Here is a 23787-nt window from a genome sequence, read left to right on the forward strand (position 1 = left end):
CCTGTTGGGCGATTGATGTCTGAGGTGAAACGGCCCCCGCGCTCACTGCGTGAGCTCCCCCCAAGGGGGCGCTCAGTACGCTTGCGGCGGCCCGGCGCGTACTGAGCGCCAGGCGGTGTGCTGCCAAGTGCCGCGCTTCGGACGTGCGCGGCGCGCCGGCATGGGTGCCGGAAACGGCCAAAAGTATAACAATCTTTGACCCGAGCCGCTGCCGCGACCCGGCTAGACGCGCCTGCGCGCTCGTCCCCTTCGGGCGAAAACGACGTCGTGCCGGACTTCGGCCGCGTTTGTCAGGTGAACGCCACCGACCGGTTACGCCCCTGCCGTTTCGCGCTATAGAGCGCGGCGTCGGCATCGTTGATCAGGACCTCATACGCGCTCACACCGGCGCGCGCGGCCGCGCCGCCCACGCTCGCCGTCACCGGCACGCTCACGCCTTCCACGTCGACCGGCGTGTCGCCGATCGTCTTGCGGATCTTTTCGGCGACGACCATCGCCTCCTGGAGCGTCGTGCACGGCAGCAGCAGCGCGAATTCCTCGCCGCCGAAGCGGCCGAACGTATCCTGCGCGCGGACCGCTTCGCCGACGCGCTGCGCCATCACGCGCAACACCGTGTCGCCGACCACGTGGCCGAACTCGTCGTTGATCGTCTTGAAGTGATCGAGATCGAACAGCAGCACCGAAAAGTCGCCGCCGTAGCGCTGCCAGCGCAGATATTCGTCACGCAGGCGGGCCTCGAAGAAGCGCCGGTTCGCGATGCCGGTGAGGCCGTCGCGGTTCGCGTATTCCTGCAGCTTGACGACCGCCTCTTCGCGTTCGCGCTGCATCACGCTGACGTTGGTCACGTCCGAAATCGTCACGCAGACGGCCACCACCTCGCGCCCGCGCATGAGCGGCATGAACGTGCAGTCTTGCTGCATGAAGTCGACGCCGCCCGTGATCGGCCGGTCATGCTCGAACTTGAACAGATACGGCCGCTGCTCCCACGAGCTGAACGCGAAACTGCCGAGCTGGAACACGCTTTCGAGCTTGCGCGTGAACCATACGCGCGGCAGTTCCGGGAAATTGTCGAAGATCGATTTGCCGACCACTTCGGCGGCCGGCCGTCCGCTGTGGTCCTGCATGAACCGGTTCCACATCAGCACGTTGAAATCGCGATCGACGACGAAGATGCCGAATCCGACCCGCTCGATCACGAGGTCGGAAAGAGAGAGCTCGCTGGGGGCATTCATAAGCTGGAAAGCAGTGCGTCAAGCGCATCGTTCACGCGGCGAATCGAGTCTTCGGTCATCAGCATGACGAGGTGCGCCCGGAAGCTCTGGTCCTCGAGCGCGAAGTTCACTTCGAGCAAGAGCGCGACCTTCCAGGCGAGCACGTCGGCCTGGAACACGTCGTCGAGCGAGATTTTTTCGCCGAGCAGGCCCGGCGGAGAGAAAACCGGCGTGCGGTCGAGCTGGTCGAGAATGCTCGACACGCACGCGCCCGTGAGCACGTTGGCGACGTCGAACATCAGCTCTTTCTGGCTGACCGTTTCATATGAAGATTCGATGTAGGGATCGTTGACGAACGAGCACAACTGCCCGACGCCGCTGCTGCGGCAGATCACGAGCGCCTCGCCCTTGATATCGGAGCGAAAGCCCTGGCGCACGGCCGTCACGGTTTCGTCGATACCGGTCATGTCGCGCAATGCTTCCGCCGCGTCGCTCACCTCGACCACGCGCATGCGCGGCACCGACAGCTCGATGAACGTATCGAGCAGGCGGGCAAGACGCGTCGCCGCCTGGCCCATCGCCAGGTTGGCGATCTCCTGCAACGCGTCGCGCTGTTCTTCGGTGAAGACGTTCTCAGGCATACAACCCGTACTCCTTGAGGATCGGCACGAGGGCCTCGGGGGTCACGGGCTTGGCGACGAACGCCGCGGCGCCGAGGGTTCGGACGCGTTCCTGAGCCAGCGGCTGGATGTCCGCCGAGACGACGATCACGAACGTGTTCAGGTCCTCGTGCTGAAGCGCTTCGAGTACCTGGTAGCCCGTCATGTCGGGCATCGTCAGGTCGAGAAACATTACCGAAGCCTTGCCGGCGCGATACAGCGCGAGCGCTTCTCGGCCGTTCGACGCATATTCGATTTCGACATCCCAGTCGGCTGGCAAGGATTTCGTAAGAACCTTGCGGGCAAGCAGGGAATCGTCGGCGATCACAATCGGCAAAGGCATGGCAGCGTGACAGGTAAACGGAGTTTTCTATGTCGCGTTAACGGCGGCTCGTGTCTGTTCTTTAGCGGAGCGAGGACGTCGACAGGCTGCGACGCAATAGGCGGCGCGCGTGCGGATTGGCCGGGCCCGGTCCTGGGGCGAGGAAACGCGTGCGCGATGCGCGACGTTCGCGCATCTCGTGGCGCCCGGACGTCGCGGGCGTCTATGTCGTAGAAGTGAAGCGGGATTTTGGGAGGAAACGGTTCGAAAAGCAACTCGCCAAATTTCCGGCGATCAAACAAAAATAATATCGCTTTCCCGCTTTCGCGGAACACTTCATACATATCTGTCTGAAAAATGCGTGAAGTATTCTTTTGTGTACGTTTGCGCTGCCGAATTCGTCGCTGTTTGCGGGCACGGCCCGGCCACGCTTGAGGAAAAGCTCGTTCGGCGGGCGCCGTCCGCTCCCGGGAATGGCCGTGGCGGCCGATCCAAGTCGTTTATGATGACACGCACAGCTTTCCTATCGTTCATACGATTCCGACGATGACGTCCCACCGGCCCGACGAGCCTCGCACGAGCCAAGCCGTTCCGAATTGGCAAGAGGAGTCGCCGTATCCGGCCGTCCCCGAACCCGACTTCGCCGTGCGGCGCTTCACGCTGATCGCGCTTCTGATCGCCGCGATCGTGCTGCCGTGCGTGTATGTGGCCGCGTCGGCCTACGCCAATTTCCGCGCGCGCGTCGCCGAAGCGACCGACATCACGCTGCGCACCGTGCGCATCGGCGAGGAGCACGCGCTCAAGGTGTTCGACCTCAACGAGACGCTCGACGCGCGCATCGACGACCTCGTGCGCGGGCTCGGCAACGAGCAGGTGCGCAATCAGGAAGCCACGATCCACGAGAAGCTCAAGACGATCGGCGGCGGCTATCCGCAGGTCGCTTCGGTGTCGATCTTCGGCCCCGACGGCATGCTGCTCGCGAACAGCCGCTATTACCCTGCGCCGCACGCGTCGATCGCCGATCGCGACGATTTCACCGGCATCCGCGACGGCAAGGTGATCGAGAACGTGTCGAAGGTGATGATCGGACGCGTCGGCGCGGGCGAGACCGTGTTCAACACCGGCATCGCCCGGCGCAACGAGGACGGGTCGTTCGCCGGGCTGGTGTCGGTCGCGCTGCGCCAGTCGTATTTCGACGCGTTCTACCGCGAGTTGCTGGGCAACGAGGGCGAAGCGGTCACGATGATGCTCACGCGCGAAGACGGCGCCGTGCTCGCGTCGTACCCGCCGCTGCCGGTCGCGCAGTGGTCGCTGGCGGCGCCCCGCTCGGCGCTCGCGACGGCGCTCGCCTCGGGCAACCGCGACGGCGTCCTGCACACGCGTCCGAACGGCAAGAACGGCGGCGCCGAGATCGTCGCCTACCGGCGCGTCGGCTCGTATCCCGTCTTTGTGTCGTGCGCGTACCGCGAATCCGCGATCTGGGCCGATTGGTATCGCCATCTGATGGTGCTCGTGGTGTCGGTGTTCACGCCGTCGATCGTGCTGTGGCTCGTGATCGGCCTGTCGCTCAAGCGCCTTGCCGCCGAAGAACAGGCGTGGGCGCGCTGGCAGGCCGAGGCGTCGATGCGCCGCTCGATCGAATCCGCCTACCGGCAATCGCGCAAGATGGAAGCGCTCGGCAACCTCGTCGGCAGCGTCGCGCACGATTTCAACAACCTGCTGATGATCGTGTCGGCGAATGTGCAGATTGCGCGCCGGCGCGGCGTCAAGGCGATCGACACGGAGCTGTCGGCGATCGAGCGCGCGTTAAAGGGCGGCCAGTCGCTCACGCGGCAACTGCTCGGCGTCGCGCGCAAGCAGCCGCTGCGCTCCGAGACGATCGAATTCGCGCGCTGGATGGCGGCGAGCCGCGAGCTGCTGCGTGCGTCGCTCGGCGCGAAGGTCGAGCTCGTGATCGACGTGAGCACCAACGTGTGGCCGATCCTCGTCGACGTCGCGGAACTCGAGCTTGCGCTCATCAACATCGCCGTCAACGCACGCGACGCGATGCCCAACGGCGGACGCTTCACCGTGCGTGCGAACAACCTCAGCCTGCGTCACGGCGACGGCTTTCCGCTGACGGGCGACTTCGTCGAAATTTCACTCGACGACACCGGCTCCGGCATGGCGCGCGACGTGCTCGCGCACGCGTTCGAGCCGCTCTTCACGACGAAGCCGAAGGGAATGGGCACCGGCCTCGGGCTGCCGCAAGTGTTCGCGTTCTGCGAGCGCTCCGGCGGGCTTGCCACGATCGATAGCGCGATCGGCGCGGGCACCTCGGTGCGTCTCTATCTCCCGCGCGGCAGCGCCGTGGCGACCGCGGCGCCCGCCGCGGAACCGCGCCGCGAAGAACCTGCCACCACGGGCGGCCTGCGCATTCTGCTCGTCGAGGACAACGACGAAGTCGCTGCGGGTACCGAGGCGCTTCTCGAGATGATGGGCCACACCGTCACCTACGTATTCAACGCGGACGCCGCCTTGCAGCTCGTCGAAGATCCCGCCGCGCCGGTCGATCTCGTCATTTCGGATATCCACATGCCGGGCGCGATGAACGGCATCGATCTCGCGGAAGCCATCGAGGCGCTTCCGTCGCCACTGCCCGTGATCCTCGTGACCGGCTACGCCGAGGAGCTCGAACGGGCACGGAATGTGAACGCGCGCGTGCTGTCAAAACCTTTTGATATCGCGCTGCTCGAAAAAATATTGCAAACGATCCGGCACGAACGCGAGCAACGCGTTCAGCCCGCCGGCAAGCCGGGCTGAACGCAGTCGGACGTTGGCGCGAGCGGCACGGTGCTTGCTGCCCGATCATGGGGCCTGTTCGTACTCGCTGTGGGCTCCGAAGAATCGAGCTGCGCTGGGCGTGGGATCGCAGTAGGCGCTGAAGCGCTAACTGCGGTCGTGCTCTGCATGGGACCGCAGTAAGCGCTGAAGCGCTAACTGCGGTCGACACAGGAGACCGTCATGCAACACACCGTTATCGCGTTATTCGACACCTACCCCGAAGCCGAGGCCGCACGCGACGCGCTTATCCGAGCCGGCTTTGACCGCAACGGCATCGCACTGCAGGCGCGCTGCGAGCCGACTTATGCCAGCGACGCCACCTCGGCCGCTGAAACCACCCCGCCCGCCGACGAAGGCGTGATCGCGAACATCGAGCGCTTTTTCGAAGCGCTGTTCGTGACCGATCCTCGCCCGCACGAAGTCGCGCAGTACGCCGAAGCCGTGCGCCGCGGCGCCGTGATGCTGAGCGCCGACGCCGCCACCGACGCCTACGCCGAACTCGCCCGCTCGATGCTCGAGCGCAGCGGCCCGATCGACATCGAAGAGCGCGCGGCGACCTGGCACGCGCCGGACGATGCCGTGGCCCCTGCCTGGCGCGCCCCTGACGACGATTCCGCCCGCGCCCACTCGCCGCTCGAGGAGCTCGGCATTCGCCGAGCCCCAGCGCGGCCGCGAGGCATCGTGCGCAGCTATCTGCGCCGGACAGCGCCCGCCTCTGGCGCGGAAAGCGCTGCCCCTGACCGCCCCGCGACCGAAGCCTCGGTGACGGCGACGGCGGCCGGCTCCGCGCCGGGCATGGGCGCGATCTTTTCCGCTGGACACAGCGAGCCGAAACGTCCGGCAGCGTCATCGGCACATTTAAGCGCGAGCGCCGCGGCCGAAGGCGCAGCGAACATGCCGGCGGGCGCCGCCGCTCCGATTCCCGACGAATTCCTGCAGTACGAAGAAGATTTCCGCGGCGACTACGAAACCAAGTACGCAAGCGACGGCTCGCGCTACGAGGACTACGAACGCGCGTACCGCCACGGCGCAACGCTAGGCCGCGACGCGCGTTACGCCGAACACCGGTCTTGGGAGGACGTCGAGCCTTACGCCCAGCGCGATTGGGAAGAGACGCATCCGCACAACGCATGGCGTCGCTTCAAGGCGGCGGTGCGCCACGGATGGGAGCGCGTCACGCATCACGATCACCGTGCGTGACGCGCGAAGCGCCTACTTGTGCACGTGCCGCTTCACCCAGCTTTCGAAGCGATGGACGAAGTGCTGCAGGAACTTGAGGGTGTGCTCGTTGGCGACGTTGCCGTCGGCGTCGATCACCCCGTCGGCGTGCTTGATGAACATTTCATGCTGGCCGAGCGTCGCTACGTCGAGATAAGCGAGCACGTTGCGCAAATGCTGCTGCGACAGCGCGGTACCCGTCGCGCCCGGCGACGTTCCCAGCACCGCACCCGGCTTGCCGCCCCACGAGTTCGAGCCCCACGGGCGCGAGCCCCAGTCGAGCGCGTTCTTCAGCACGCCGGGAATCGAACGGTTGTACTCGGGCGTCACGAAAAGAAGCGCGTCCGCGGCTTCAATCCGCTGTTTGAAATGCCGCGCGGCCTCGGGAAAATCGGCGTCGTAGTCTTGCGAATAGAGGGGCAACGAGCCGATGTCGAGGAATTCGAACGCGAAGTCCGCGCTCGTGAGCTTGACGATCGCATGCGAGAGCGCCTTGTTGAACGAGTCGCGACGCAGGCTGCCGACGATAACCGCAATGTTGTAAGCCATTCCTGTTCCCTCACTGATGGTGGTTGGACGAAACGCGCAAACGATACAAGCCTTTTCAATGATGCCAACCCAATACGGGATAAAGGCTTGTTTTTCATGCAATCCAGCTCACGGCCTGCCCGCGATGGGTTTGCGCCACATTTTCCACAAAGTTCTCCACAGAAACTGTGGATAACTTGCCGGCGACCGATGCCGGTTACGCGTGGTTACATCCGTGACGCTTCCGTGGCCGATTCGTGACGGCGCCGCTTGGGAAATGGCGAACTTTGGCGGCGCGTCGCGCCACTCGATGATAGGCGGTCTCCTTTGCATCCGCAGTGCGCCTTCGGGACGTATTGAAACGTGCAAGAGTCGAATGTCCCGGAGAGGGTTCGGGCACGCGGGAAGCCGAAAAAATTTTTCGACGGCGTGTCATAACCGGCCGCGGCCACCGACTCAAGCTCCGGAAGCCAATTTCGTGGCTCCGTCACCCACCCGAGGAGAGTCAAGATGAACAAGCAACTGATCGCCGCTGCCGCATTCACCGCTGTGCTTGGCGCAACGCTCGCGAGCCCCGTCTTCGCCGCCGACAAGGAAAAGTGCTACGGCATCGCCAAGGCCGGTCAGAACGATTGCAAGGGCAACAACCACGCTTGCGCCGGTCAAGGCACCAAGGACATGGACAAGGGCGAGTTCAAGGCGGTCCCGGCCGGCACGTGCCAGCAGATGGGCGGCTCGCTGCAGCCCGGCATGTAAGCAAACGGCACGAGGCGCGGCCAACCTCGCCGATACTGGCAAGATGGGCGGCCGCGCTGCGCGCGCGGCCGTCGCCATTTTCACCCGCGCAAGTCAGCATAAGGACAGGAAACCCACCATGAATCCGCAGCCCCAGCTTGGCGCAGGTCTCGGCCTGCGCGGACCGCACGTCGCCGGCGTGCTCGCGGCGTGGCCATCGGTCGGATGGTGGGAAGTCCATAGCGAAAACTACTTCGGCGGCGGCGAGCCGGTGGCCGCGCTCGAACGCGTGCGCGAGCGCTACGAGGTCAGCCTGCACGGCGTCGGCATGGGGCTCGGAAGTCATAGCGCACCCGATGCGCAACATCTGCAGCGTTTGAAGTCGCTGGTCGCGCGCATCGAGCCTGCGCTGGTCTCCGAACACCTCTGCTGGAATCGCGGCGCGGGACGGTTCTTCAACGACCTGTTGCCGGTGCCGCGCGTCGACGGCGCCGTGCCGCTGATCGCCGCGCACATCGATGGCGTGCAGGAGGCCCTGGGGCGGCGCATTCTGATCGAGAACGTCTCGGCGTATGTCGCATTCGAAGGCGAGACGTGCAGCGAGGCCGAGATGCTGGCCGAGCTCGTCGTGCGCACCGGCTGCGGCGTGCTGCTCGACGTCAACAATCTCTACGTGAACACGCTCAACCTGAAAACCGATCCGCTCGCGGAGATCGCGCGGCTGCCTATCGGCTGCGTCGGCGAAATTCATGTCGCCGGGTTCGAGTGGCTCGACGACGTCGCGATCGATACGCACGGGGCGAGCGTCTGCGATGAGGTATGGACACTGCTCGACGCCGCGCTCGCGCGTTTTGGGCCGACGCCGGTGCTGCTCGAACGCGATACGCACTTGCCGTCGCTCGACGCGCTCGTCGGCGAATACCGGCAGCTCGAAGCACGCGTCGCCGGGGCGCGCGAGCGGGCGATGACGCAATCGCCGACGCTGACGCAGGAGGTGCGCTGATGTCGAACTACAGCGACCTTCTCGACAGCTTCGCCGCCGCGCTCGCGGACGACGCGCGCGCACCGGCCGGACTTACCAGCGCGACGCGCGCGAACATCGGCGTCTATCGCAACAACGTGCGGCTCAACCGCATCGCCGCGCTCGCCGATGCGTTCACGCACGTCGTCACGCTCGTGGGCAGCGATTACTTCCGCTCGCTCGCACGGGCGTATGTCATCGCGACGCCGGCCACATCGGCGAATCTGCACGACGACGGCGCCGGCCTGCCCGCTTTCATCCGCGGCTTCGCACCCGCCGCGGACCTGCCCTATCTCGGCGACGTCGCCGAAGTCGACTGGCTGATGCTGCGCGCCTACTACGCCGACGACAGCACGCCGCTCGATCGCGCCTCGCTGGCCGGGTTGGGACCCGAACGGTTTGCCGCCGCCTCGCTGCGGCTCAGCGCGTCGGTCGGCGTCGCGCGCTCGGCGAAGTGGCCGATCGCCGACATTGTCGCCATGCACGAAGGCGGCCCGACGGCCTCGCTCGATGCGGGCGGGCAAGCCGTCCTCGTCTGGCGCGAAAACTTCGCCGTGCGCTGGCGCGCGATCGGCGGCGACGAAGCACAAGTCGTCGCCGCGTTATTGAACGGCAGCAGCATCGAAAGCGCCCTGTCGCTCGCATCCGGCGATCCGAGTTCGTTGCTCGCGCATCTATTCAGTCATGGACTCGTCCATACCATCAAGGACCCTGAAAATGGAAAACGCTAGTCTCGCCGGCCGCTTGTACGCGCGCTTGGAAGCCCTCGCCGTCGCGTTGCAGCCGCTCGTCGCGCTGGCCGTGCGGCTCTATGTGTTCCGTGTATTCTTCTGGTCCGGCATGCTCAAGCTGCGGGACTGGGGCAGCACCCTGTATCTCTTCACAAGCGAATATCATGTGCCGGTGTTGCCGCCAGCCGTCGCCGCCGTGATGGGCGCGGGCGGCGAGCTGATTTTTCCGATTCTGCTGTTGCTCGGATGGCGCGGACGATTCGCTGCGGCGGGCCTGTTCGTCGTCAACCTGGTGGCGGTGATCTCCTACCCAGGGCTCGAACCTGTGATGATCAAAGACCATGTGCTGTGGGCCGTGCTGATCGCTTACCTCTTCTTCCACGGCACCGGACGCTGGTCGCTCGACGCGCTGCTCAACCGTCCCAGGCCCGCGAAGCTGCGAGAGGGACGCGCTTGACGAGCGAAGCGGCTCGCGCCGCGCACGACGATCCGATCTATCTGGCGCAATTGCGCCGCGATTTGCTGCGCTTTGCGCGCTTGCAGTTGCGCGATGCGGCCGCGGCGGAAGATGCGGTGCAGGAGGCGCTCGCCGCCGCGTGGACGCAAGCCGACCGGTTTGCGGGGCAATCGGAGCACAAGACGTGGGTGTTCGGCATCCTGCGTCACAAGCTCATCGATACGCTGCGTGCGCGGCAGCGGACCGTCAATCTGTCGGCGCTCGAATCGGAACTGGAGTGCGAGTCATTGCTCGACAAGGAGCTCTTCAAGGACAACGGCCATTGGACGCCGCATGCGAAGCCGCGTCCGTGGGCGACGCCGGAAACAGAATTGCAGCGGCAGCAGTTCTGGCGTTTGTTCGAAGCATGTCTCGAACTCCTGCCGGAGCAAATCGGCCGCGTGTTCATGATGCGCGAATTCCTCGAGCTCAAAACCGACGACATCTGCGCCGAGCTCGAACTCACCGCGAATCATTGCAGCGTGCTGATCTATCGCGCGCGGCTCAGGCTGCGCACGTGTCTATCCGAGAAGGGGTTGTGCCAGGAGGACGCGAATGGGTAAATGTAAGGACGTGACGCGTCTGCTGTCGGATGCGCTCGACCGGCGTCTCACAGCGGGGGAATGGCTTGCGATCGGCGTTCATCTGCCGACTTGCAGCGGATGCCGCAATTTTCGCAAGCAGATTGCGCTGTTGCGAAGCGCAGCGCAGGAAGTCAGTGGCGGAGAGCCGGTGACGCCCGACGAGCCGAAGGAATGATGCTTCGTCGGGCGAGTTTTCGCGGGTTGTCGCGATCGCGATGGCTACGATTGGCGTGAGCCCCTAAATCAACACGCTCCACAAAACGAACGTCAACGCAAGCCCCACCACCGAGACGATCGTCTGCAATATCGACCAGACGAACACCGTTTGCTTCAGGTTCAAGCCAAAGTACTCGCGGACCATCCAGAAACCCGCGTCGTTCACGTGGCAGAAGAACACCGACCCCGCGCCGATCGAAAGCGCCAGCAGCGAGCTGTGCATCGCGCTCATGCCGGTGACGACCGGGGCGATGATGCCGGCGGTCGTCGTCGTGGCGACGGTGGCGGAACCGGTGGCCTGGCGCAGCGCGACAGCGATGAGCCACGCAAGCAGGATCAGCGGCACGTGGGCGCTCACCGCGATCTTGCCGATCGTCGCGCTGATCCCGGCGACGACGAGCGCTTGCTTGAGACCGCCGCCCGCACCGATGGTCAACAACAGCACGGCGATCGGCGGCAGGCTCTTGCGCAAAATGCCGCCGACGCGCGTGCGCGGCATCCCGCGCGCCCAGCCTAGCGCCACAACGGCAAACATCACGGTGAGCCCGAGCGCGACGAGCGGCTCACCGAGAAAATCGAGCGCCTCGTAGACGAACGACTTCGGCGCGAGCATCAGTTTGGCGATCGTGCGGCCGAGCATCAGCACGACCGGCATCAGGATGGTGATGAGCGAAATTGCGAAACCGGGCGGCTCGCCTTGCTGAGTGTCCCGCGTAAAGAGCTTGCCCATTTCCTCGGGCTCGGCGACGTCCATGCGCTTCGAAAGCCACATCCCGTAGATGGGGCCCGCGAGCACGGCGGCAGGCAATGCGACGATCAGGCCGAGTCCCAGGGTGATACCGAGATCCGCGTGCAACGCGCTGACGGCAATCAGCGGACCCGGGTGCGGCGGCAGCAGCGCATGTAGCGTCGTCATGCCGGCCAGCGCCGGAATCGCGATGCGCAAGATCGGCTGATTCGAGCGGCGCGCCATCACGAAGATGATCGGCACCATCATGACAAGACCGACTTCGAAGAAGAGCGGCAAGCCGATGATGATCGCGACGAGCGTCATCATCCATGGCAGCGAGCGTGGCGTCGAATGCTTGAGGATCGTCGACACGAGCCGGTCGGCCGCGCCGGAATCGGCCATCAGCGCGCCTAGCATCGCACCCAGCGCGATGATGATGCCCACGTCGCCGAGGATGGCGCCCGCTCCTTTGCTGAATGCGCTCGTGATCGAATCGAGCGGCAGCCCGGCGGTCAACCCGGCCGCAAACGTGCCGATGAGAATCGACAGGAACGGCGCCAGCTTCAGCGCGCTGATGAAAACGATGATGATGGCCAGACCCAGTGCGCAGGAAAGGATCAGCACGGTGTCGTGGGAGGCCCACGGCGCCAACGAAGTTGTCAGTGGCATGCGTTCTTAGTATGGGTTTGACGCTTCGCGCGCGGTGCGCTGGCGTGAGGTGGATGAAACGCTCGGCGAGAGTGGAATGCCGGGCTCAGATTGGCTGACTGACTTACGTACTTGCTTGCTTGCGACGGTCTTGCTCGCGATCGGTCACTGTTCCGGAACGCGTGGAAATCGCGCATGTCGCCTCAGTCGAACAATGTCTGGACAGCCTCCGGCGGACGGCCGATCACCGCCTTTCCATTGCGCACGACGATCGGACGCTGCAGCAGGATCGGATGGGCCGCAATTGCTTCGTATAACTGATCATCCGTCAATTGCGGGTTCGCTAGACCGAGTTCTTTGTATGGGGCTTCAGTGTCGCGAAGCATGTCGCGTACCGAACCGCCCAGCATCCTGTGCAATTCCTTGAGTTGCGCGACGGTTGGCGGATGTTTCAGGTACTCGACGATTTCGACAGACTCGCCGGAGGCGTTAAAGGTGTTGGCAACGAGATCGCATGCGCCTCTCGACTTGGAACAGCGGGGATTGTGATAGATCGTGATCATGAAGTGGGTGCGTCGAAGCGTGAATTTGACTGGCGGCTAATTGTAGCGGGTGGAGGGTTGGCGTGAGGTCGGGAATAGGATCGGGAAGCTGTGCTGGATGGGGGAAGCGGTGCTACGGAATCGCCGCTGATTGCGGGTGATACGGAGAGGGGATGAGTGCGCAGAGGATGATTGGCTTCAGGACGGGTTGAGCAATGTCTGCAGTTGAGCGTTAGCCGGTCAGGACACGGCGGGATAACCAAATACCATTGGTGCGATATCTGTTCCGCTGAATTGACCGGATTTACGCCTGGATTGACTTTATGAATACGACGAGGAGTAGCGCGGGGATATTGCGGACATATCGGCGCCTCAATCCGTCAAATTATCGCGAAGAGAGACATGCAACGGATTTAGCCCAGAACAAATGAGGCAAACCGACCGAAACACGACTGGGCTATTCGAGGGCTAGGTTTCCGCACATGCAAGCAATTAGCTTTCATGAGTCGCCGGTAAGGTCTTGACCTAATGACCGGCAAAGGGTCGAAGAGATGCATTTGGGGCAGGCATCCATTTGGCCCGTCTTGATGTAGAGACATCATCGAGCGCCCCTCAAGAAAACGAGCGATTGCCGGCAACACCTCCGCAAGCCAGTAGGCCATTCGTTGGCGGAGCGTGCTAATTCCGGTTCCTCGCTTCTCGAAACGCCAAGATGCGCTGCCTTGAGGACGCCCGCCAGCGTTTATGCGCATAAATTGACGCGGCACATCGCCGGCGATGCGACAACCCATGCAACACGATTGCTCCCCTAAGCCTCACTGACGCTTCGAATCTCCGCCCGAAAGGGAGACGCGATTAGAACCTAGTAGCGGCAGCAGCAGATATCCGATGCTCCCCGTGTGCACAACGTAACTCACGAACGCACTCTGGGCACAACGTGATTCCCGCTGCCCACTGGCAACGTCATCGAATCGATCGGCAAAGAACGCAGATCTCTACGCGAGCCGAGCAGCATCCCACAGTCGCTCCCCCTCGCTTTATGCGCATAAACATCGTCCAAACGGCCAATTCGTCGTGTCGACACTACGAAATGATTGAAATGAAAATATTTCCCGGTAAAATTCACCAACCTTCTATAAGGGAGCAAAAAAATTGGCAGCGGAAATCGTCGCGGTAACTCAACAAAAGGGCGGGGTCGGTAAAAGCACTATTGCCATGCATCTCGGAGCGGCTTTCCACGAAAAGGGCAAACGCGTACTCGTCGTAGATGCCGACGGTCAAAACACGCTGATTCATTGGGCGAGCGCTTCTTCGGAAGGCGATTCCGGTATCCCATTCCCGGTCGTGAATCTCTCGGAAGCCGGTGGCCAGATCCACCGCGAGATCAAGAAGTTCATCAACGACTACGACATCATCGTCGTCGACTGCCCACCGTCCATCACAGAGAAGGTTTCCGGTGTCGTCCTGCTCGCGGCGTCTATCGCTGTCATCCCCACCTCGTCATCGCCGGCCGACTATTGGTCGAGCGTCGGGCTTGTCAAACTGATCCAGCAGGCCCAGGTGATGAATGAGGACTTGCGCGCCGTGTTCCTGCTAAACAAGACCGAAGAGAAGCGGATGTTGACGCGCGAACTCAAGCGCGCGCTGGAGGAGCTCGGCTTTCCCCTGCTCAAAACGCAAATCCCGACGCGCGAAGCCTATAAGCAGGCAATGGCGCTCGGGCAGACGGTGCTCCAAATGAGCGACCGTGGCGCGAAACTCGCCGCCGTCGAAATCCGAGCCTGTGCGGATGAAATCGCCGCCTTGCTCCCTTGAATTTATGCGCATAAAGGACCCTGAATGAAACCCTCCCAATTCGCCAAAGGCTTCCAAGCGCGCCCCGATACGACCAGCAGCGAGAAAAGAACCGCCCTTGATCGCCTGAATGCGATCGACGGCATTGTCAAAAGCGATGGATCCTCGCCTGCTGGAAAAGCGCCAGGGCGTTCGAGCCAGCCACTCGTCGCGGTACCGCAAGCCAGCGATCCAGCGCTTGACCACGAATCGCCGCAATATCGCGCGTGGCGCATCGAGCACGGCTATGGCCCCGGCCAGGTCATCGAGCTCGCGCTCAAAGCGATTAAGCCGAGCCCGTTTAACCCACGGCACTTCTATCTGAAGTCGTCGATCGCCGAGTTGGCAGTCAACCTTGCGAAGCAGGGGCAGCAGCAGGCCATTCACGTCATTCCCGACTACGACAATCCCGGCACCTACTTCGTCAGCGATGGCGGACGACGCGTTCGAGCACTCAAGGAAGCCAACAAGGAAACAGTCAAGGCCATCGTTATCGATCTGCCGATCGGAATTCAGAGCTACAAGCTCGGCTATGACTTGAACGTTCAGCGCGATTCGCAAACCGTTTTCGATAACGCCGTCGTCTGGAAGCGTTTCCTCGACGACAAGCATTTCCAAAGTCAGAAAGAACTCGCCGAGCACCTCGGCCTCGATGAGTCGACCGTCGCAGTCGCGCTTTCCATTGCGAAGTTGCCGGAAGTTGTGATGCAGGAAATGGTCGCGAGACCGGACCGTTTCGGATCGAACATGGCCTACCAGGTGGGGCGATATCATTCGGCCCGAGGTGTCGACTCCACGCTGCGCCTAATCAACAAGATCCTGTCGGATGATCTGAGCACGCGGCAAGTGGCGGATATCGTAAAGGGCAGGGCGAGCACGCAAGAAAGCGCGAAGCCCGCGGGGCGTCAGCGCTACGCGCAGCGGATGGAAATCAAGCTCGATGGCGTGTCGGTCGGTGACTTGAAGTCTTATGGCGACGACCGGCTCGAGTTGCGGCTGCGCGGGCTGTCGAAGGAGAAACGCGACGACATCCTGCGGCAGATTGAAAATATGCTGCTGCCGAACTAACCGGCCGCCGGAGCGATTTAGGGAATAAAAAAAACGCCGCAAATATGCGGCGTTTTTTTATGCGGCTCGTGGTTGGCTTAGTGTGAACGAAAGCAGGTCGCCGTCGGTCGGCTCACCCCAAGTCTTGCGTGCCAGCCAATCGAAGAATGCCGTCTCGGCGAGCTTCGAATCCAATCCGCGCCGGCGCCAATCGTCGCGCAAATGGGAACCGAGTTCCGGAAGCATGTCCTCCTCGAAGGACTGCCGCGCGAGTTCCTGTTCGGATTCGCCTTGCTCGTCGTAAAGTGCACGTGCTTCCTTGCGCCGATAGGCCGCATATTCGCCAAGCAGGCGCGCCTTCAGATCGTCCGGCGGCACCGCCGCGGCCTTGCCTCCTCCACCGGGCGCCGGCAAAGCATCCACCGGGGGCGCATAGCCCTTCTTCAACGCATCCTTGAAGAGCGCTGGTGCGCTACGCACCGGCGGAAGCGTCGTACTGCGCATACGCTGTTCGGTCATCTGCAGAGCCGCGCGAATCCGGTTCTCCTCGCTATCGGCATACAGCGTCTGCGCTTCTTTGAGCGGAATACCGATCTTGACCATGCGATCGACCAACGTGCTGTCGAAGACATTGGGATGTTCATCGAGCGCGAGCATCGGTTGCTTACGTTCCGTCACACGGAACTGAATTTCGGCAACGCGCCGTCCTTCGCGATGTTCGATCAATTCGACGAAGATATTCGTCACCGCGTTGACTTCCGCGATGGCCGGCCGCAGGTAGTCACGTTTGAAGTACTTATACTCGCGCTTGGCTTCGTCGCCGGCTTCGGTATCCGGTGTACCCGATAGGATCGGCCGCCACCATTCCCACGACTCGCGCATGGTCAAATGGCTGGGGTTGGTCAGGTAACGAACGCAGATTTCGTAAAGTGCAAGGCCGGCGCTGCTGCGCAACTGGCTCTGGAATTGAAGGCTCAAACGCGCGTATTGGACCGGGTCCAATAGCTTCTTCTTGATCTTCGGCGCAAACGAGAATTCGACCCACACGCGGCGCGTCGCGGGATCTTCAAGAATTTCGGCGTCGGCGATCAGCGTCGAGATGCCCCATTTGCGCCCCGGCTTCTGGCTCGAGGTGCCCTGGCTCCATTCGACCTGGACCGACACCATGCGCCGCAGGTGTTCCTTGACTAGCGCCGTATCGTTCGAATCGAAAGCGGAGTTCGCGACGATATCGGAAAGCAGTGCGCGGTATGTGTCGCCCGCCTCATCGGCCTGCTGGGCAACCGCCAGCAGCACGTTGAAGAGCTTGCGCGTAAGGAGCGTGATTTTGCCGCTCTTCGGCTGAATCGCAATCGCTTCGACAGCTTTGCGCAATTCGGCGGAGCTCGGGCTCACCACATCGACATCGGTTTTCTTCGCGCGCTTCGTTGCCATGCGTCGGGTCGAAATGAGATTTTTCGAGAGGATACCGACTGCGGTGAAGCACGTCTATAGGCGCCTTCTCACCGTTTTCCGGTGAAGCGCGTTTACGAAGCACGACTCACTTCGGTGATCTCCTGAAAAAGCTCACCTCACCAAACAACGGTCCCAGCCGAGCATCGTTACCAGCCACTGAACGGCGAGGTATACGTCCTGACGAGAGTCGCAAAAGCTGCTGCGATCGGCTCCCGAATTATCTCACCTGAAAAATTGTCGCAATTTCACGACGAGATTTCGACGCTGACGTAGCTTAGCGGCGCTGTCGCACAGCGACGACCGGTGGCGCGTCTGGTGTCGTATCTTCAAGCTGCAGTCGACAGCATTCGGGGCTCGCTGAGACGACGATCCTCGCATGAGGGCACGACACTGCCGCGAGTCGATTTGAAGCTCACGCTGCAGTCCCGCGGGTATTGGCCCAGCCGAGCCGACCTCTCCACGCTACTGAATCCCGAGCTACGTCCGGCCCGCCATCGCTTTCGGCCCACCGCACGGACCGCCGTTTGAAACCACCACGCCGCCCTTTACCCCATCTCTTGGCCACCCGGATCAGTCATCCGAGCGAGGGCGGTTCGCGTCCAAAGTATGAGCCCGGCTTAATCGAGAGGTGCAGAGCACTCGGATCGAACACTCACCCTATGCCGATCCGCGGCACATCGAGCAAATTACTCCTGTAAATCCTCACCGCTGCACTCGCCCAAAGCAGCTACCAGCCCGGTTTTCCGGGCACATACCCTTTCCAATCGCCTCAAAATAATCCCGAAAAGCCTCACCTTTGGGTCCCAACGTCGCCAAATGAGCTCGACCGCCAAGGGCGAACCGTCCTCCCGCAAAGGCTCACCTTTTGAAGTGCCCAGCGAAAATATTCAATTGCATCCGTGACTTACCTTCCGCAGCTCATGCACTTTCGTGTCAAAGAGCTCCCGTAGAAGCTCACCTTTGGGGAGGCTTCGAGAGGCGGCTGCACTTGCGTCAGAGAATCGCTCGTTCCCGAAAAACCTCACCTTAACTGCGCCGGACAAATTTCGACTCAGCTCACCAATCAAGTTTTACGGGCTTTCCAGCCAGAGTAACCGCCAACTATTCCCGAAAACGCTCACCTATTGCCGTCTTTGGACGGAAATCAGGTCCCGCAAACACTCACCATTGACGTCCACGCGGCCGCAATTCGATCCGCACCGACCGCAAAAAATGCATTCCCGAATAAGCTCACCTTTCGGCGCCAACAGGCATATCGATCAACAAAATCGGCGGTCGACTATGCGAAAAGCAGGGCCCGCCTCCCGGAAAGCCTCACCTTAAGCATCGAATTGCACAAATTTTGTGCAATCCCCCCCTTCGGCTCCCGAAAAACCTCACGTCCACACGGCGTTGACTCCTGCCGCGTCTCACCTCTTGAGATTTCAGCGGGTAAACGGATGCCGAAAACAGGGTTTACGACGTTCCCGAAGGCCCTCACCAGTGGAGTTTCACTCTTAAAGACGGCCACTTTGCTCTGACAGGGTTCGCCCGGCTGCCGGCTCCCGAAAAACTTCACCTTAGCAAAGGGTGTACCTAAAACGGTCGTCCCGAACCCGCTCACGTCCTTTCCCGCACCGGCTCACCGCCGGCCCCGAACCCCATCACTGCTTCATCCTGCAAGACCTCACCACATGTCCCGTAAAGCTTCACCCTATCGGGCTGTCTCCCTTATTCCATAAGGGTTTGGCGTGGCGTTAACGTTTTTAATAAGGTTCAAAGGTGTTTACTTTTATTACTCTCAAGAGCGCCCCGCGAGTTTCTAGCGAAAAAGCATCTTGGCACTCAACATCCCACGTCGTGAAACACACGCCGAAAGGAAAAATTACGACAGAATCTTTTTAAAACAATGAATTACCGCTGGCTCTTCGCTTTGTTTCACGAAAATTTGCCGACTTGACACCCAAAACAGCCAGTCCGGATCGAGAAAAGGCGTCCATTCAACAAAAGTGCAACAGACCCCATCAAGAACGTAGCAAATACTACGTATATTGTTATTATTTCGTTACTCAGACGATACCAACGAACACAACTATGACACTCGACGAAGAACGGCAAGCCATCCGTGGCGAGCTTGAAGCACTACGTGCCAATGGAGCCCGCCGTCAGGAGTTGTCGCTTCATGCGTGTAAGCGCTTGTTTTTCGATCTCGGTATACGTCCGTCGATGGCTGCGGTGCGCGATTTGACCCAGACCGGAAGCGCCAGCGATATCCCGAAGGACATCGACCATTTCTGGGAACGCATTCGGGAAGCGTCGAAAGTTCGGGTCGGCGCCGGCGCCATTCCGAAAGCGCTCGAGGAAAAAGCCGGGGAATTGCTCGGCGAACTATTCCAGATCGCTCGACTTCAAGCGCGCGAAGCGCTGGATCATGAGCGCAGCGAAACGCAGACGTCCGTCCAAGTTGCCGCCGAGCAGATCCGAAAAGCCGAAATTCTCCGTGAGGCGGCTGAAGAAGCGCTACGCCGAGCGGAAGCTCGCATCGACATCGCCTTCGCGCGCGTTCGCGAACTCGAAGCCGAGTTGAGCGCCTCGGCTACTCAACGCTCGAGCCATCAAGAAAATACGCAAAGTGCCATGCATCGGCTGGAAGCCGAAAAAGAGAGCCTGGCCAAGCGACTCGAAACCGAACAGACCACCAACGCTGCATTACGTGACCGAATCGACGCCCTGCACATCGAAATGCGTCAAAGCACTGAGCACTACGCGCAGCAGATCAAAGACGCGATCGCCGAGGCCGAACGACGGGTCAAGCCGATGCTGGTGGAGCTCGATTCACTACGCAACATGGCGGCGACGTACCAGTCCGGCATTCGCGATGCGAGCCGCAAAGAATTCGATTTTATTCAACAGCTTAGCGTTGCCAAAGCGCGCGGCGACAGGCTGGACGGTCAATTGCGCGCCCAGTCCGAAGAGATCGACGCGTTGACGCACGAAGTCGACGCCTTACGTGCTCAGCAGGGCGTCGACCCCGCTCTCGCAGCGCTGCTGTGCTCGCTCGCGGCATCGGGCCGTCTTGGAACGGAAGAACTGAATTCGGTCGGTACCGTGCTTGACGGGTATGTCGTGATTCCGCCGCGCTGCCCTAAATGTGAAGACGGCGAGCCCGAGCTGTCACAGGCTGGCGACGGTTATGAATTGCTGTGCCCGGAGTGTGAGCATTCATCGGGAATTGGCCGATCCCGATTCGAAGCGGTCGCACGCTTTTTGAACGGTCAGGTAGCGCCGTCGGCCGCATAAAGCCACGTGAATCCGCCGCAAAAACGGCTCCTGCTTCGACAGGTGAGGAAATTCGGGAGTCAAAAGGTGAGCTTTTTCGGGGCTTCATGGCGCACCGTGCCTCGCCCCGCCTTGCTTCGCGGATTGCTCAGGCAACCGTTGGCTCGCGCCTCATTGCGTCGACTCGAGTCCCTGCATCGACTCAACCTCCTCGTGCCAGCTCTTCCATGCTCGATGCAATCGATTGACGGACACCATTTGCACGAACCCGAGCCACGCGCCGACCAGCTCGACGGAAGCGCCGCTTTCGAACAAATCGGCCGCGAACGTATTGCGCAAGGTTTGCGGGCTCGCCCTCGCCGTCCTCGTTTGTGAAATGCCGGCCTCGTCGATCAGCGCGTCGACTGCGCGCAGCATCGTCGCTTTATGCATGGGGCGCCCGGACGGCGAGGCCGGAAAAACCAGATTGCCGGCCAGGGCGGACGAACGACGCTCCGCCAACCACGCGTCGAGCACCGCGACGGCGAACGGCGAAAGCCGCGTCCGCCGGGTGAACGCCGGATTCGCCGACTCGATCGTGACCCACGGCTTTCCCGTTTCCACGCAACTAATCGTTAGATCGCGAGCCTCGCCCGTCTTCAGGCCGCCGCCGAGGAAGACCGCGATCAGCGCGCGGTCGCGTTTTTCCCGCCACCGCTGAGCGGACGATATGTCGCCGAGCGGCGAAAACAAATGGCCGACCAGTGCAGCGCGTTCGGCCGAGGTGAGAAACCCCGTTGGTTCGTTGTCGCGCGCGTTGCGCCACGCGGCTTCGCCATCTTGCGCAATAGACCGGGCAGGATTCGTCGACGCGATTTCGATTTCCCGGACATGATCGAGCACCCGCTCGATGAGCCGCAGATACCGGACACGCTGGGGTTTCCGAATCGGCAGTTCGGCGACGAAGTTGGCGATGGTCGCGGTATCGACGGTTTGCAGATCCTTGTGCCGAATCTTGAGCCAATCGAGGAAAGCGCCCCATTGCGCGCGATAGACATCCGCGGACGAACTCCGGAAGTGTTGCTTGGCGAGCCACGCATCGAACGCAATGCTCGGGTTGCGGCGCCAGTCTTCCCGCTGCTGGTCGAAGAGATCGGTATCGGTTGCGTGCGGGTTGGGCGAACTAGACGAATGCGAAGCGACCATCGCTATTTTTCCGTTAGTTGCACACATAAGAAGTGTCGCACGGTAAAGCAAGGCAACCGTGCGACGACGAAAAGCGGCGCCTTATCCGCCCCATGCGGTTTCCCGGCGCGCACCGCCGCCCGCGGTATCCCGTTTGGACGAGCGCTTTTCCTGAGCATCGCGCTGCGCCTCTTCATAGACGGCGACAGCGAACCCAAACGCCGCAGGAAGCGCATTCGACTGGCCGAAGTCCACGACATCGTCGGTCTCGGGATAAGCCATGCCAGCCGGGCGCTGAAACAGCGAAAGCATGATGGGGTCGTGCCGGCTCGCGAAGCCCAGATCGGCAAGCGCCTCCGCCTCGATCGCGTGCAGCAGGCGCCAAGTCAGCGGAACGCCATGCACGATGTAGCGTGCCGCGATATGGCGGACGATGTGCTCGAGATCGCGCGCCGCAGCCTGAAAGCGCAGCGCAGCCAGTTTTTGCTCTTCCATGAAGCGGCTCCTGTCGATCCCGATACTGTACAAACATACAGTGTTCGGCGCAACCTGGCGGAATTGCCAGTTGCCGGGGCCTACCCGTGGATCACGACCAGCAGCGCTTTGGCTTCACCCTTCCCGACATTGCGGATGGCATGCGGCACGTCGGCGACGTAGCGCGCGGTATCGGCGGACTTCAAGCGTTTCGTCGCGCCGTCGGCTTCGATTTCCATCGCGCCCTGCAGCACCGTCAGATGCTCGCGCGTGCCCGGTTCGTGAGCATTCGACACCAGCGCACCGCCCGCCTGCAGCGTCAGTTCATACCACTCGAAGCGGCCGGCCAGCTCGATCGGACCCCACACGCGCAATTGATATTTGGCGTCGTGTCCGTCGAGCGTGGGGATGTCGTGCGGTCCGGCGACGCTGATCGCCTCCGGCGCCTTGGACGCCGTGAACAGCTGATCGAGGCTCACGCCGAGCGCGTTGGTCAAGCGCCAGGCGACGGCGATCGTCGGATTCGCCTTGTCGCGCTCGATTTCGGAGAGCATCGACTTGGACACACCCGCCGCGCGCGACAAGCCGTCGAGCGTCATCTTGCGTTCGTTGCGCAGCCGCTGAATCTGCTCGCCTACGCGCGGAGGCGTGGCGGGCGCGGTTGACGGGGTGGCGGCAGGCGCAGACGCCGCTGCGCGCCGGTTTCCGGAGCTTGCCATTTGGTTTTCAATCGCTTAGAGTTGTTCGCCATACCGAACTTTAGTTCGAAAAAACGAATTTGTCCGGTAAATTCGACGAGCGACTATAACAGCAACAGGCCGCCGGAAACGCCGGAGATCCCGGCTCGCGCGGACCATCGACCCTATCAGGAGCCATTCGATGCGTGAACCCTTTCTCGCCCACCTGCGCAGCACGATCGACCAGATCCGCGCCGACGGGTTCTACAAGACCGAGCGCGTGATCGCGAGCCCGCAGTCGGCCGACGTGCGGCTCGCGAGCGGCGACGGCGTGCTGAACTTCTGCGCGAACAACTACCTCGGCCTCGCGAACGACGCGCGCCTGGTGGCCGCGGCGAAGGACGGGCTCGACCGCGACGGCTTCGGCATGGCTTCGGTGCGCTTCATTTGCGGCACGCAGACCGTGCACAAGGATTTGGAGCAGGCGCTGTCGCAATTCCTGCGCACCGACGACTGCATTCTCTATTCCAGCTGCTTCGACGCGAACGGCGGCCTGTTCGAAACGCTGCTCGACGACAGCGACGCGATCATCAGCGACGAGCTGAACCACGCGAGCATCATCGACGGCGTGCGCTTGTCGAAGGCGAAACGCTATCGCTACAAGAACAACGATCTCGCCGATCTCGAAGCGAAGCTGAAAGAGGCCGACGCGGCCGGCGCGCGCTTCAAGCTGATCGCAACCGACGGCGTGTTCTCGATGGACGGCATCATCGCCGACTTGAAGGGCATCTGCGACCTGGCCGACCGCTACGGCGCGCTGGTGATGGTCGACGACTCGCACGCGGTCGGCTTCATCGGCGAGCATGGACGCGGCACGCCGGAGTATTGCGGCGTCGAGGGCCGCGTCGACATCATCACGGGCACGCTCGGCAAGGCGCTCGGCGGCGCCTCGGGCGGCTATGTCGCCGCGCGCAAGGAAATCGTCGAGCTGCTGCGCCAGCGCTCGCGTCCGTATCTGTTCTCGAACACGCTCACGCCGAGCATCGCGGCGGCCTCGCTCAAGGTGCTCGAATTGCTCGCGAGCGATGAAGGCGCCGAGCTGCGCCGCCGCGTGCGCGCGAACGGCGAGCATTTCCGCAGCAAGATGAGCGCGGCGGGCTTCACGCTCGTGCCGGGCGAGCATCCGATCATTCCGGTGATGCTCGGCGACGCGCAAGTGGCGTCGCGTATGGCGGACGCGCTGCTGAAGGAAGGCGTCTACGTGATCGGCTTCTCGTTCCCGGTCGTGCCGAAGGGCCGCGCACGCATCCGCACGCAGATGAGCGCCGCACATACGAGCGAGCAGATCGATCGCGCCGTCGATGCGTTCGCGCGCGTCGGCCGCGAACTCGGCATTATTCCGGCCCAAGCCTAAA

Annotated in this window: 22 protein-coding genes; 12 read left to right on the forward strand and 10 right to left on the reverse strand. The window is 62.2% G+C overall.

Going from position 1 to position 23787, the window contains the following annotated elements; all coding sequences use genetic code 11:
* Window positions 1–290: 290 nt before the first annotated feature.
* The 3 genes from FAZ95_RS23950 to FAZ95_RS23960 are packed head-to-tail and all read right to left on the reverse strand — an operon-like array spanning window position 291 to window position 2213.
* A complete protein-coding gene (locus FAZ95_RS23950) occupies window positions 291–1232 on the reverse strand; it encodes a sensor domain-containing diguanylate cyclase (RefSeq protein ID WP_137335010.1) in 942 nt (313 codons plus the stop codon).
* The gene (locus tag FAZ95_RS23955; protein WP_137335011.1) at window positions 1229–1852 is read right to left on the reverse strand and encodes a chemotaxis protein CheC; all 624 of its coding nucleotides are present in this window, start codon (window positions 1850–1852) and stop codon (window positions 1229–1231) included. The genes FAZ95_RS23950 and FAZ95_RS23955 overlap by 4 nt, the downstream gene beginning before the upstream one ends.
* The gene (locus tag FAZ95_RS23960) at window positions 1845–2213 is read right to left on the reverse strand and encodes a response regulator (RefSeq protein ID WP_137335012.1); all 369 of its coding nucleotides are present in this window, start codon (window positions 2211–2213) and stop codon (window positions 1845–1847) included. Before FAZ95_RS23960 ends, FAZ95_RS23955 begins: the two co-directional genes overlap by 8 nt.
* Before the next feature lie 525 nt (window positions 2214–2738).
* On the opposite strand from FAZ95_RS23960, the gene FAZ95_RS23965 reads away from it, so the two are divergent.
* Both FAZ95_RS23965 and FAZ95_RS23970 read left to right on the forward strand, forming a co-directional pair.
* Window positions 2739–4994 (forward strand): hybrid sensor histidine kinase/response regulator family protein, encoded by a 2256-nt coding sequence (locus FAZ95_RS23965; protein WP_137335013.1) that lies wholly within the window; start codon window positions 2739–2741, stop codon window positions 4992–4994.
* A 201-nt stretch (window positions 4995–5195) separates the two neighbouring features.
* The gene (locus FAZ95_RS23970; RefSeq protein ID WP_137335014.1) at window positions 5196–6215 is read left to right on the forward strand and encodes a hypothetical protein; all 1020 of its coding nucleotides are present in this window, start codon (window positions 5196–5198) and stop codon (window positions 6213–6215) included.
* A gap of 12 nt (window positions 6216–6227) precedes the next feature.
* Here the strand turns inward: FAZ95_RS23970 and FAZ95_RS23975 are convergent, their stop codons facing one another.
* Complete coding sequence (locus FAZ95_RS23975; protein ID WP_137335015.1) at window positions 6228–6782, reverse strand: NADPH-dependent FMN reductase; 555 nt, start codon at window positions 6780–6782, stop codon at window positions 6228–6230.
* A gap of 489 nt (window positions 6783–7271) precedes the next feature.
* Here FAZ95_RS23975 and FAZ95_RS23980 point away from each other — a divergent pair, with 489 nt between their 5' ends.
* The 6 genes from FAZ95_RS23980 to FAZ95_RS24005 all read left to right on the forward strand — a co-directional run bounded on the left by FAZ95_RS23980 (window position 7272) and on the right by FAZ95_RS24005 (window position 10503).
* Window positions 7272–7517 carry a BufA1 family periplasmic bufferin-type metallophore gene (locus tag FAZ95_RS23980; protein WP_137335016.1) on the forward strand — a complete coding sequence of 82 codons (246 nt, stop codon included), beginning with the start codon at window positions 7272–7274 and terminating at the stop codon, window positions 7515–7517.
* Between the two features lie 118 nt (window positions 7518–7635).
* Window positions 7636–8499 carry an MNIO family bufferin maturase gene (gene bufB / locus FAZ95_RS23985; RefSeq protein WP_137335017.1) on the forward strand — a complete coding sequence of 288 codons (864 nt, stop codon included), beginning with the start codon at window positions 7636–7638 and terminating at the stop codon, window positions 8497–8499.
* Window positions 8499–9248, forward strand: coding sequence for an HvfC/BufC N-terminal domain-containing protein (locus FAZ95_RS23990; RefSeq protein ID WP_137335018.1), 750 nt, complete (start codon window positions 8499–8501; stop codon window positions 9246–9248). The genes bufB and FAZ95_RS23990 overlap by 1 nt, the downstream gene beginning before the upstream one ends.
* The gene (locus tag FAZ95_RS23995) at window positions 9235–9705 is read left to right on the forward strand and encodes a DoxX family protein (RefSeq protein ID WP_137335019.1); all 471 of its coding nucleotides are present in this window, start codon (window positions 9235–9237) and stop codon (window positions 9703–9705) included. The genes FAZ95_RS23990 and FAZ95_RS23995 overlap by 14 nt, the downstream gene beginning before the upstream one ends.
* A complete protein-coding gene (locus FAZ95_RS24000; RefSeq protein WP_137335020.1) occupies window positions 9702–10307 on the forward strand; it encodes an RNA polymerase factor sigma-70 in 606 nt (201 codons plus the stop codon). The genes FAZ95_RS23995 and FAZ95_RS24000 overlap by 4 nt, the downstream gene beginning before the upstream one ends.
* Complete coding sequence (locus FAZ95_RS24005) at window positions 10300–10503, forward strand: zf-HC2 domain-containing protein (protein ID WP_137335021.1); 204 nt, start codon at window positions 10300–10302, stop codon at window positions 10501–10503. The genes FAZ95_RS24000 and FAZ95_RS24005 overlap by 8 nt, the downstream gene beginning before the upstream one ends.
* A gap of 63 nt (window positions 10504–10566) precedes the next feature.
* Here the strand turns inward: FAZ95_RS24005 and FAZ95_RS24010 are convergent, their stop codons facing one another.
* Window positions 10567–11943 (reverse strand): GntT/GntP/DsdX family permease, encoded by a 1377-nt coding sequence (locus FAZ95_RS24010; RefSeq protein WP_137335022.1) that lies wholly within the window; start codon window positions 11941–11943, stop codon window positions 10567–10569.
* Window positions 11944–12125: 182 nt separating this feature from the next.
* On the reverse strand, window positions 12126–12485 hold the full coding sequence (gene arsC, locus FAZ95_RS24015) for an arsenate reductase (glutaredoxin) (RefSeq protein ID WP_137335023.1): 360 nt from the start codon (window positions 12483–12485) through the stop codon (window positions 12126–12128).
* Between the two features lie 1131 nt (window positions 12486–13616).
* Here arsC and parA point away from each other — a divergent pair.
* Complete coding sequence (gene parA, locus FAZ95_RS24020; RefSeq protein WP_137335024.1) at window positions 13617–14279, forward strand: ParA family partition ATPase; 663 nt, start codon at window positions 13617–13619, stop codon at window positions 14277–14279.
* Between the two features lie 24 nt (window positions 14280–14303).
* Window positions 14304–15365: a ParB/RepB/Spo0J family partition protein gene (locus tag FAZ95_RS24025; protein WP_137335025.1), complete on the forward strand. Its 1062-nt coding sequence runs from the start codon at window positions 14304–14306 to the stop codon at window positions 15363–15365.
* Between the two features lie 57 nt (window positions 15366–15422).
* Here FAZ95_RS24025 and FAZ95_RS24030 read toward each other — a convergent pair whose 3' ends face one another.
* Entirely contained in the window at window positions 15423–16778 is a 1356-nt protein-coding gene (locus tag FAZ95_RS24030) for a replication initiation protein (protein ID WP_137335026.1), read from the reverse strand.
* Window positions 16779–18872: 2094 nt separating this feature from the next.
* Here FAZ95_RS24030 and FAZ95_RS24035 point away from each other — a divergent pair.
* Window positions 18873–20078 (forward strand): DNA-binding protein, encoded by a 1206-nt coding sequence (locus FAZ95_RS24035; protein WP_137335027.1) that lies wholly within the window; start codon window positions 18873–18875, stop codon window positions 20076–20078.
* Window positions 20079–20228: 150 nt separating this feature from the next.
* Here FAZ95_RS24035 and FAZ95_RS24040 read toward each other — a convergent pair whose 3' ends face one another.
* The 3 genes from FAZ95_RS24040 to FAZ95_RS24050 all read right to left on the reverse strand — a co-directional run bounded on the left by FAZ95_RS24040 (window position 20229) and on the right by FAZ95_RS24050 (window position 22414).
* The gene (locus FAZ95_RS24040) at window positions 20229–21242 is read right to left on the reverse strand and encodes a tyrosine-type recombinase/integrase (protein ID WP_137335028.1); all 1014 of its coding nucleotides are present in this window, start codon (window positions 21240–21242) and stop codon (window positions 20229–20231) included.
* Between the two features lie 81 nt (window positions 21243–21323).
* Window positions 21324–21716: a DUF2471 family protein gene (locus tag FAZ95_RS24045; RefSeq protein ID WP_137335029.1), complete on the reverse strand. Its 393-nt coding sequence runs from the start codon at window positions 21714–21716 to the stop codon at window positions 21324–21326.
* Between the two features lie 80 nt (window positions 21717–21796).
* A complete protein-coding gene (locus FAZ95_RS24050; protein WP_137335030.1) occupies window positions 21797–22414 on the reverse strand; it encodes a helix-turn-helix domain-containing protein in 618 nt (205 codons plus the stop codon).
* Window positions 22415–22574: 160 nt separating this feature from the next.
* Here FAZ95_RS24050 and FAZ95_RS24055 point away from each other — a divergent pair, with 160 nt between their 5' ends.
* Window positions 22575–23786 carry a glycine C-acetyltransferase gene (locus FAZ95_RS24055; RefSeq protein ID WP_137335031.1) on the forward strand — a complete coding sequence of 404 codons (1212 nt, stop codon included), beginning with the start codon at window positions 22575–22577 and terminating at the stop codon, window positions 23784–23786.
* Window position 23787 lies beyond the last annotated feature (1 nt).

This window comes from Trinickia violacea, from assembly GCF_005280735.1.
In the GTDB taxonomy this organism is placed as follows: Bacteria; Pseudomonadota; Gammaproteobacteria; order Burkholderiales; family Burkholderiaceae; genus Trinickia_A; species Trinickia_A violacea.

What these genes read in the sequence shown, in the direction of transcription:
- FAZ95_RS23955 (WP_137335011.1), bottom strand. Translation starts at nt 1,852, where the DNA reads ATGCCTGAGAACGTCTTCACCGAAGAACAGCGCGACGCGTTGCAGGAG.
- FAZ95_RS23965 (WP_137335013.1), top strand. Translation starts at nt 2,739, where the DNA reads ATGACGTCCCACCGGCCCGACGAGCCTCGCACGAGCCAAGCCGTTCCG.
- FAZ95_RS24045 (WP_137335029.1), bottom strand. Translation starts at nt 21,716, where the DNA reads ATGGAAGAGCAAAAACTGGCTGCGCTGCGCTTTCAGGCTGCGGCGCGC.
- FAZ95_RS24030 (WP_137335026.1), bottom strand. Translation starts at nt 16,778, where the DNA reads ATGGCAACGAAGCGCGCGAAGAAAACCGATGTCGATGTGGTGAGCCCG.
- FAZ95_RS23995 (WP_137335019.1), top strand. Translation starts at nt 9,235, where the DNA reads ATGGAAAACGCTAGTCTCGCCGGCCGCTTGTACGCGCGCTTGGAAGCC.
- arsC (WP_137335023.1), bottom strand. Translation starts at nt 12,485, where the DNA reads ATGATCACGATCTATCACAATCCCCGCTGTTCCAAGTCGAGAGGCGCA.
- FAZ95_RS24050 (WP_137335030.1), bottom strand. Translation starts at nt 22,414, where the DNA reads ATGGCAAGCTCCGGAAACCGGCGCGCAGCGGCGTCTGCGCCTGCCGCC.
- FAZ95_RS23950 (WP_137335010.1), bottom strand. Translation starts at nt 1,232, where the DNA reads ATGAATGCCCCCAGCGAGCTCTCTCTTTCCGACCTCGTGATCGAGCGG.
- FAZ95_RS23960 (WP_137335012.1), bottom strand. Translation starts at nt 2,213, where the DNA reads ATGCCTTTGCCGATTGTGATCGCCGACGATTCCCTGCTTGCCCGCAAG.
- FAZ95_RS24005 (WP_137335021.1), top strand. Translation starts at nt 10,300, where the DNA reads ATGGGTAAATGTAAGGACGTGACGCGTCTGCTGTCGGATGCGCTCGAC.
- FAZ95_RS23975 (WP_137335015.1), bottom strand. Translation starts at nt 6,782, where the DNA reads ATGGCTTACAACATTGCGGTTATCGTCGGCAGCCTGCGTCGCGACTCG.
- FAZ95_RS24035 (WP_137335027.1), top strand. Translation starts at nt 18,873, where the DNA reads ATGACACTCGACGAAGAACGGCAAGCCATCCGTGGCGAGCTTGAAGCA.
- FAZ95_RS24025 (WP_137335025.1), top strand. Translation starts at nt 14,304, where the DNA reads ATGAAACCCTCCCAATTCGCCAAAGGCTTCCAAGCGCGCCCCGATACG.
- FAZ95_RS23990 (WP_137335018.1), top strand. Translation starts at nt 8,499, where the DNA reads ATGTCGAACTACAGCGACCTTCTCGACAGCTTCGCCGCCGCGCTCGCG.
- FAZ95_RS23980 (WP_137335016.1), top strand. Translation starts at nt 7,272, where the DNA reads ATGAACAAGCAACTGATCGCCGCTGCCGCATTCACCGCTGTGCTTGGC.
- FAZ95_RS24040 (WP_137335028.1), bottom strand. Translation starts at nt 21,242, where the DNA reads ATGGTCGCTTCGCATTCGTCTAGTTCGCCCAACCCGCACGCAACCGAT.
- FAZ95_RS23970 (WP_137335014.1), top strand. Translation starts at nt 5,196, where the DNA reads ATGCAACACACCGTTATCGCGTTATTCGACACCTACCCCGAAGCCGAG.
- FAZ95_RS24010 (WP_137335022.1), bottom strand. Translation starts at nt 11,943, where the DNA reads ATGCCACTGACAACTTCGTTGGCGCCGTGGGCCTCCCACGACACCGTG.
- FAZ95_RS24055 (WP_137335031.1), top strand. Translation starts at nt 22,575, where the DNA reads ATGCGTGAACCCTTTCTCGCCCACCTGCGCAGCACGATCGACCAGATC.
- bufB (WP_137335017.1), top strand. Translation starts at nt 7,636, where the DNA reads ATGAATCCGCAGCCCCAGCTTGGCGCAGGTCTCGGCCTGCGCGGACCG.